The sequence below is a fragment of the Devosia sp. genome, assembly GCF_036676215.1.
Lineage (GTDB): Bacteria > Pseudomonadota > Alphaproteobacteria > Rhizobiales > Devosiaceae > Devosia.
On sequence record NZ_JAKFDJ010000167.1, the window covers coordinates 1 to 7950 of the forward strand.

The window sequence follows — 7950 nt, forward strand, 5'->3', positions numbered from 1 at the left end:
GACCGTCGGTGTCATCCACCAGGACCAGCCCAGGGCGACGCTGGATCGACTGGCCGATTCGCTGCAGGGAGAAAATCTGCTGACCTTGACGGCACTTGTGTCGATTACCGGACTTACCGGATCTGGACTTCTGGCCATCGGGCTCTGGAACAAGCTTTTTTCGCCCGACCAGGTGTGGAGCGCCGCGCATGTCGACGAGGATTTTCAGATTAGCCAGTGGGGCCAGGACGAAGAGGCAGCCGAGCGGCGGGCGATGCGCCGGGTTGAATTCGATACCGCCGTGGCGGTGCTCGACGCGTTTCGCAGCTAGAGCGATTTAGCGGCCGTTTCCATTACCCAATTGGCCACATCTTCGTCGATCTGTCGCAGCGGATCGAGGACGAAGCTACGCTCGTGCGCATAGGGGTGAGGCAGGGTCAGGCGCGGGGATATCATCTCGATGCGGTCATAGGCGATGATGTCGATATCGATCAGCCGTGGACCCCAGACCTCGTCGCGGACGCGGCCCATGTCGCGTTCAATGCCGAGAATAACGTCAAGCAATTCAATGGGTTGCAGACTCGTTTCGACGGCGATGGCCATGTTGGCGAAGTCCGGTTGATCGGTCTTGCCCCAGGGCTTGGTTGCCAATACCGAGGACTGGGCAGTGACGGTGATATCTTTATGCGCATCGATGCGGCGGACGGCTTCGGCCAGTTGGGCCGATGGGTCGCCCAGATTAGCGCCAAGACTCAGCCAAGCCTTTGACATCATTTGCTTTTCCGGTGGCGATGCAGTTCGATCGCGGCCTCGCCCCGCACCATGGCGATCGGCGCCTCGGGCTTGCGGAGACGGATGACGATCCAGTCAACGCTTTGAAAAGTCTCGAAGATTCCGTCGACGATGTTCTGCGCCACGGCTTCGAGCAGTTTCATGCGCCTGCCCTCGAAGCAGGCTTTCACCACATCATAGATGTCCGCGTAGGATATCCCCGTGCTGAGCCGGTCCGTCGCGGCGGGCACGGAGAGGTCGATCCCGAGTTCGATGTCGATAAAGAATCGCTGGCCGAGTGTGGCTTCCTCGGCGAAGACGCCGTGGTAGCCGTAAAAACCCAGGTCCTTCAGGATGATACGGTCGCCCGTGAATGTTTCGGCCATGTGCTAACCCTGTTGCGCAGGCGGACCATACAGCGTCGCCTGCGCTACGCGAAGGGCATCCCGGTTGGCGCGTATGTCGTGGACGCGAAAGATATGCCCGCCATTGAGATAGCCCAGAACTGTGGTGGCGATGGTGCCGGCAAGGCGGTCCTCGGGCTGGTTGCCGAGCAGCTTGCCGATCATGGATTTGCGCGAAGTGCCCACCAGGATCGCAAAATCGCCACCTTGCTGAACGGGTGATGAACGCAGACTGCCGAGCTTTCGCAGCAGCTCGTAATTCTCGGCCAGCGATTTGCCGAAACCGAAGCCCGGGTCGAGGATGATCTGGTCGAGACTTATCTCCGCGCGCTGCGCCCGCTCTATGCTGTGGGCGAAGTAGCGGCGCATGTCATCGAGCAGCGGGACCGCGCTGTCGCGGTCCTTTTGCCAGTGCATGACGATGACGGGGACGCTGTGCAGGGCAGCGATCTCGGCCATTTCGGGCGCTCCCTGCAGGCCGTGCACGTCGTTGATGATGCTGGCGCCGGCCTGGATGGCCTGGTCGGCGACGAGCGGCTTGTAGGTGTCGATGGAGAGCGGCGTGGTGATGCCGGCCGCCACCAGCGCATCGATCACCGGCATGACGCGGTCCAGCTCCTCCTGCGTGCCGACCGGTTCGGCCCCGGGGCGGGTGCTTTCGCCACCGATATCGATGATGTCGGCGCCCTCGGCGATCATCTGGCGGGCATGGGCGACGGCGCTGTCGACGAGATTGTGCTGCCCGCCATCGGAGAAACTGTCCGGCGTGACATTGAGGATGCCCATGACCAGGGGCGTCTGGCCGAGGAGCAGCGGGGGACGGTTAGGCAGGGGGATGGTGTGACTGGTGTGCATGGCGGCGCTCGTGGTGGCACGACCTCGTCCTTCGACAAGCTCAGGATGAGGTCTACTTTAACAGCGGCTGCAATAGTAGGCCTCATCCTGAGCTTGTCGAACCACGAGGCCGTGGCTCGGTGTCAGAACGGCCAGACCAACATCAGCATGGGTACGGCGACCAGAACGACCAGCAGGGACAGCGGCGCGCCGAGGCGTGCATAGTCGCTGAACTTGTAGCCGCCCGGACCCATGACCAGCGTGTTGCACTGGTGGCCGATGGGTGTGAGGAAATCGCAGCCTGCACCGATGGCGACGGCGAGCAGGAAGGCTTCGGGGGCGTAGCCGAGGTCGGTGGCGAAGGTGGCGGCGATGGGGGCCATCACCAGCACCGTGGCGGCGTTGTTGAGGAAGGGCGTGACCGCCATGGCGGCCACCATGATGAGCGCCAGGGCGCCCCAGCCGGGAAGCGTGTTTGCGGTCATGGAAAGCCAACTGGCAATGAGTTCGGTGCCCCCTGTGGTGCGCAGCGAATCCGAGATCGGAATCAGGCAGGCGAGCATGATCAGAATGGGCGCATCAAGATGGGAATAGACCTCGCGCAGGGGGAGAGACCGGGTCACCACGGCCGCTACCGCCGCGGCAAAGAAGGCAGGGGCAACGGGGACAAGTCCGATGGCGGTGGCGGTTATGGCAACCAGGAGGATGGCCAGCGGAATGAGGCCGTTGCGGACGCTGCCAAGGCGCAGGCCGCGCTCGACCAGGGGCAGGCAGTCCCATTCACGCAGCAGTTCGGGCAGGCGCTTGAGATGCCCCTGCAGGAGAATGACGTCGCCATTCTGAAAGCGGATCTGGCCCAGCCGGTCGGTAAAGCGCTGGTCGCGCCGGCTGATGGCGAGCAGATTGAGGCCGGTGCGATCAAACAGGGTCAGTTCCTGGGCGGTGGCGCCGATAAGGGCGGAGCTTTCCCCGATCACCGCCTCGATGATGCCGATATCGGCGGCATCCTTGGTGGCCGCGCCGCGCCGCTCGGAGAAGACGAGACCGGACTGGGAGACCATTTTGTCGAGGGCGTCGGCCGCGCCTTCGATCAGCAGGATATCGCCCAGCCGCAACTTGACGTCCGGCAGCGGGGTCCGGCGCTGGCCCGACGCACCGAGGATGCGAATGATCATCGCCTGACCATCGGCGTTGCGCTGGACCTCGGCTACGGTCTTGCCAATAGCGGAGGAGTCCTCGGTGACGCGCGCCTCGGTGGTGTAATTCTTGATCTCGATGGCGCTATCGAGCCCTGTGTCCTCGCGCCGACGCTCGGGCAGCAGGCGGTAGCACAGGGCCAGGAAGATCACGCCAACCACCGAGAGGGCTAGGCCCGTCGGGGTGTAGTCGAACATGGTGAAAGCCTCCCCGGTCATGTCCTGGCGGACGCGGGAGACGATGATGTTGGGGGAGGTGCCGATCTGGGTCATCAAGCCGCCCAGCAGCGAGCCGAATGACATGGGCATGAGGAATAAAGACGGCGAGACGCTGGATTTGCGGGCCATCTGGAAGGCGATCGGCATCATGATCGCTAGCGCGCCGATATTCTTGACGAAGGCGCTGAGGACGGTGACCACGACCACGAGCAGGATAAGCTGGGCGCGTGGCGAGCTGATATTTGGCGCGAAACGGCGGATCGCCACTTCCATGATGCCGGAGCGCGACACGGCGGCGCTGATGACGAGCGCGCTGGCGACGATGATGACGATATCGTCGGAAAAGCCGCTAAACGCCTGATCGGGGGCAACGACGCCCAAGGCGAGGGCGGCCAGCAGCGCGCCGACCGCAACGACGTCGTAGCGCCACCGGCCCCAAATGAAGGCCAACATCATGGCGCCAATGATGAGAAAGGCGAAGATTTGTGGCAGGGTCATTGCCATTCCATAAGGGGCGCAGCCGTCTACCGCAACACATCGCAGGTTGGTCCGGGCAGCAAGGGCCAAAATCGACGCGTAATCATATATAGGGGTGGAACCAGTCTAGCGACGCCAAATGGCGCGGAGGAATCCAATGAAGCAGCTTTTCACCACGCTTGGTCCACGCAGCAAGGTGGAGCTCGGCCTGATCCTGCCGCATGAACATGTCTTCGTGGATCTGCGAACGCCCAACCAGCCGGGCTATGCGCAGGCGGAGGCGGCCGATGTGGTGGCGCTGATGACGCCGCAGATCGAGGCGATCAAGGCGCAGGGCGTGACGGCGCTGGTGGAATGTTCCACCGGCGGGGTCGGGCTGCGGGTAGACTTGGACCTCGCTGTGTCACTGGCGACCAATTTCCCGATCGTGGTGCCGACCGGCAACTACCGCGAGCCATGGATTCCGGCCTGGGTCGCCGCGGCCAGCCAGGCCGAGCTAGAAGATGTGATGCTGCGCGATCTCGAAGTCGGGGTCGGCGACACCGGCGTCAGGGCCGCCTGGATCAAGATCAGCGCTGGTGACGACGGCATTACGCCGATCGAAGAGCGCATCCTTCGCGCCGCGGCGCATGCCGGCAAGGCCACGGGGGCCGTGATCGGCTCGCACACCATCAAGGGGCGGGTGGTGATGGACCAGCTCGATATCATCGAGGCCGAGGGCTACACCGCCAATCGCTTCATCTCGATCCACACCCAGGCCGAGCCGGATTTCGAGATGCACAAGGCAGTGGCGGCGCGCGGTGCGTGGATCGAATATGACAATTTGGGCTGGGTGCCGGACGAAGAAAGCGTGCCGCTGATCCTCAAGGCGCTGGAGGCCGGACTAGGCGGCCAACTGCTGCTCAGCCACGATATGGGCTGGTTCGACCCGGCCAAGCCTGGCGGCGGCGAGCCCCGGCCCTATACGCATCTGGTCGACAGCGTGCTGCCCAAGCTGCGCGGGGCGGGGGTCGACGAGGCGATGATCGTGCGGCTGACGGAGGAGAATCCGTTCGAGGCATTTGCGCGGTAGGGGGCGGTGCGTGCGTGGCGCGTGGCAGCACCCCCTCCTACCTCCCCCATCAAGGGGGAGGTTTCTCTCCACTCATGTGGCACGATACAGTTCAACTCACCGCATGGCACCTCCCCCTTGATGGGGGAGGTTGGGAGGGGGTGGGGCAGCTTGCGCCGCAATTGCGACCCTAAACAAACGCCGCCCGATACGCCCTCGGCGTCGTTCCCTTCAGCGCCTTGAACTGGCGGTTGAAATTGGCCAGCGAGTCGTAGCCGACTTCGCCGGCTATGGTGCCGATGGGCATGGTGCCGGAGGAGAGCAGGGCGCAGGCGCGGCCGATGCGGAGGCGGATGAGATACTGGCTCACCGTCTGGCGGGTGTGGCGCAGGAAGGTGCGGTGCAGGCCCGAGGGGCTGAGGGCGGCAAGGTCGGCCAGCTCGGGAATGGTGATCGGCTCGGCAAAGTGGGTGTGGATGTGGTTGAGCACCCGGTCGATGCGGCCCCGGTCGGTGGCGGCAGGAGCAAGTTCGGGAGCGGTGACCGAGAGCGGCGTGGCGGCGCGGTCGCCGGCCAGCCGGGTCAGGATGGTGACCAGACGCAGGAAGCGCTCGACGGGCGGCTGGGTGAAGAGATCTTCCACCAGGGGGCGAACGGCCTGTGCTGCTTCGGGAGAGAACTGTAGGCCGTGCGCGGCGCGCGCCAGCATGGCCGCGACGGCGCGCAGTTCGGCATTGGCGGTGAGCCGCTCGGCCCAATCAGGCAGGAACCACATGACGAGCGCTATATGGGGCTGGCTGTCGTCGGGGCGGTCGAGCGAGTGCCAGGTATGGGGCAGGTAGGGCCCGATCAGCACCAGGTCCCCGGGCTCGTAGCGGCCGATATGATCTCCGATGAAACGCTGGCCACGTGAATTGAGCGTCAGGGTCAGTTCGAATTCGGGATGGTGGTGCCACTGGAAGGGAATGCCGTCATCGAGGCGCCGGTTGAGGCTGGCCCAGGATGCATCGTCGTCGGTGGTCACATGTTCAAGATAGGGCTTCATATGGCGCAGCGGAGCCTCGACAAGCCAGAATAGTATCAATATTGGCCATGCCGGTGCAAGCGACGCTGGAGGGGCAGCGCTAGGGTCATCCCATCAGCCAAGCCCGAAGGGGACGCAAATGGGAGTGAACCATGCAGAAGACCACCAAACGCGACAGCCATCCCACCACGCAGGTGGTGACCACCCAGCTCAAGGATATCGTCAAGACGCTACCCCTGCGGGTGCTGAGCCCGGCGGACTGGGAGCATTGGGTGACCAAGGGCCATGTGATTGTTCGCGCTGCGGTGCCGCCGGAAAATGTCGAGCGGCTCAAGGGTTTGCTCTGGGAATTTGATGAAAAGAATCCGGCGGACCCAAGCACCTGGTATGCGCCGCAGCGCCGCGATCACATCATGAAGGAGCTCAACGGCACGGGCATGATGGAAATCTACAACCACCAGTTTCTCTGGGACAACCGGATGGAGAGCCGCGTTTACGATGCCTTTGTCGACATCTGGGACATGGAAGAGCTGTGGACCAGCATCGACCGGGCCAATCTCAATGTGCCCAAGAAGGTGCATGGCAATCCCAATGGCTTCATCCACTGGGACAGCGATACTTCGCTCGATCCCCTGCCCATCGGCGTGCAGGGCGTGCTGAGCCTAGTCAAGCAGGACGGCGATGTCGGCGGGTTCCAGTGCATACCCGAGCTGTTCTACGACTTCGACAACTGGGTGAAGACCCAGCCGGCCGACCGCGACCCGATGCATCCCGATACGACGGGCCTGACGATCACCAATATCGAGATGGAGCCGGGGGATCTGATGATCTTCAACACGCTGCTGGCGCATGGCGTGCGGCCGAACCATTCGAAGGACCGGGTCCGCATGGCGCAGTATATTTCGATGTTCCCGGCCGATGAGGGCAATGTGGCCGAACGCGCCGAGCGCATCAGGCTGTGGCGCGAGCTGGATCACCCGCAGCGCGACGCCTTTCCGGGCGATCCGCGCGAGTGGGAGAAGAAGAATGCCACGACGGCCAAGCTGACGCCGCTGGGCGAGAAGCTGCTGGGGCTCAAGGGTTGGCATTGAGCCCCGGCAAGGCCGGTCACCGATCGAGAAAATCGATGGCGGTCTCGGCCAAACGCGGATCAGTGCCGATGGCATAGTGGGTGACGCTGGGGATGACGGCAAAACGATTGGGCGTCATCCCCGAGCCATCCCAGCCGCCATCGGTCTTGCCGCCGCCGAGCAGTTCGAAGAAGGCGGTGGCGTGACTGATGCGGACAGCGTCGTAATCGCCCACCACCAGCAGTGTCGGGGCGACGATATTGGGGATTTCGGCGGACCAGTCGTAATCCTTTCCGATCATGCTGCCCATCTGCTCGAGCAGCTTGGGCCAGTTCTCCGGGTCGGGCGCGATGGCGGCGTAGGCCCCATAGATAGGCGTAGCCTTCATGGCATCGGCCATATGCGCACCCATCTGGCGCATGCCTTCGGCATTGTAGTCGTGCCAGCCCGAATAGGCGAAGGGCGCCGAAACCACGATCAGTCTGCCCACCACCTCGGGGTGATCGAGCGCGGTGCGCAATGCAGTGCTGCCGCCGAACGAATAGCCCATGATGTCGGCCTTTTCGAAGCCGAGCCATTTGATGAGTTCGGCAATGTCGGTCGCCATGGCCTTAAAGCTCATCGGCCGGTCGAACGGCAGCGTGCGGCCATGCGCCTGCAGGTCCACGCCGATCACCTGGCGCGTCTTGGCCAGCTCGGCAAGGACCGGACCGAACATCTCGATGCTCATCAGGCCGCCATGCAGCAGCACCAGCGGCTCTCCTTCGCCATACACGGCGTAATAGACTTCGACGCCATTGACGGGGGCGTAACCCGATTTCGATGGGGCGGGCAGCATGGCGGCTCCTTGGTCAGGTTGGGTGGGTTGCTGGGAACGGGCTGGCAATGCCAGGAGCGGCAGCAGCGCGGTGGTCAGGGACAGGAA

8 protein-coding genes and 1 pseudogene are annotated in these 7950 nt (G+C 63.6%); 3 read left to right on the forward strand and 6 right to left on the reverse strand.

Annotated features, from left to right (window positions below):
- Positions 1–310 (forward strand): annotated as a pseudogene (locus V6M52_RS14520) (ATPase); the annotation flags it as partial.
- On the opposite strand, the gene folK reads toward V6M52_RS14520, so the two are convergent.
- The 4 genes from folK to V6M52_RS14540 form a co-directional block, all read right to left on the reverse strand.
- Entirely contained in the window at positions 307–753 is a 447-nt protein-coding gene (folK, locus tag V6M52_RS14525; RefSeq protein WP_332686154.1) for a 2-amino-4-hydroxy-6-hydroxymethyldihydropteridine diphosphokinase, read from the reverse strand. The pseudogene V6M52_RS14520 and the gene folK sit on opposite strands and share 4 nt — an antisense overlap.
- Entirely contained in the window at positions 750–1136 is a 387-nt protein-coding gene (gene folB, locus V6M52_RS14530; protein ID WP_332701531.1) for a dihydroneopterin aldolase, read from the reverse strand. Before folB ends, folK begins: the two co-directional genes overlap by 4 nt.
- 3 nt (positions 1137–1139) lie before the next feature.
- Positions 1140–2009: a dihydropteroate synthase gene (gene folP / locus V6M52_RS14535; protein ID WP_332701532.1), complete on the reverse strand. Its 870-nt coding sequence runs from the start codon at positions 2007–2009 to the stop codon at positions 1140–1142.
- 122 nt (positions 2010–2131) lie between these two features.
- Positions 2132–3901: an SLC13 family permease gene (locus tag V6M52_RS14540; protein ID WP_332686148.1), complete on the reverse strand. Its 1770-nt coding sequence runs from the start codon at positions 3899–3901 to the stop codon at positions 2132–2134.
- 136 nt (positions 3902–4037) lie between these two features.
- Here V6M52_RS14540 and V6M52_RS14545 point away from each other — a divergent pair, with 136 nt between their 5' ends.
- The gene (locus tag V6M52_RS14545) at positions 4038–4952 is read left to right on the forward strand and encodes a phosphotriesterase family protein (protein ID WP_332701533.1); all 915 of its coding nucleotides are present in this window, start codon (positions 4038–4040) and stop codon (positions 4950–4952) included.
- A gap of 169 nt (positions 4953–5121) precedes the next feature.
- Here the strand turns inward: V6M52_RS14545 and V6M52_RS14550 are convergent, their stop codons facing one another.
- Positions 5122–6015, reverse strand: a complete 894-nt coding sequence (locus V6M52_RS14550) for an AraC family transcriptional regulator (RefSeq protein WP_332701534.1) — start codon at positions 6013–6015, stop codon at positions 5122–5124.
- A gap of 92 nt (positions 6016–6107) precedes the next feature.
- Between V6M52_RS14550 and V6M52_RS14555 the strand changes: the two genes are divergently transcribed.
- A complete protein-coding gene (locus tag V6M52_RS14555) occupies positions 6108–7046 on the forward strand; it encodes a phytanoyl-CoA dioxygenase family protein (protein WP_332701535.1) in 939 nt (312 codons plus the stop codon).
- Positions 7047–7062: 16 nt separating this feature from the next.
- Here V6M52_RS14555 and V6M52_RS14560 read toward each other — a convergent pair.
- Positions 7063–7950, reverse strand: an 888-nt coding sequence (locus V6M52_RS14560; RefSeq protein WP_332701536.1) for an alpha/beta fold hydrolase, incomplete at its 5' end; no start/stop codon positions are given.

Bases quoted from the DNA above. Each gene is read 5' to 3' on its own strand.
- folK (WP_332686154.1), bottom strand. From the start codon at position 753: ATGATGTCAAAGGCTTGGCTGAGTCTTGGCGCTAATCTGGGCGACCCA.
- folB (WP_332701531.1), bottom strand. From the start codon at position 1,136: ATGGCCGAAACATTCACGGGCGACCGTATCATCCTGAAGGACCTGGGT.
- folP (WP_332701532.1), bottom strand. From the start codon at position 2,009: ATGCACACCAGTCACACCATCCCCCTGCCTAACCGTCCCCCGCTGCTC.
- V6M52_RS14540 (WP_332686148.1), bottom strand. From the start codon at position 3,901: ATGACCCTGCCACAAATCTTCGCCTTTCTCATCATTGGCGCCATGATG.
- V6M52_RS14545 (WP_332701533.1), top strand. From the start codon at position 4,038: ATGAAGCAGCTTTTCACCACGCTTGGTCCACGCAGCAAGGTGGAGCTC.
- V6M52_RS14555 (WP_332701535.1), top strand. From the start codon at position 6,108: ATGCAGAAGACCACCAAACGCGACAGCCATCCCACCACGCAGGTGGTG.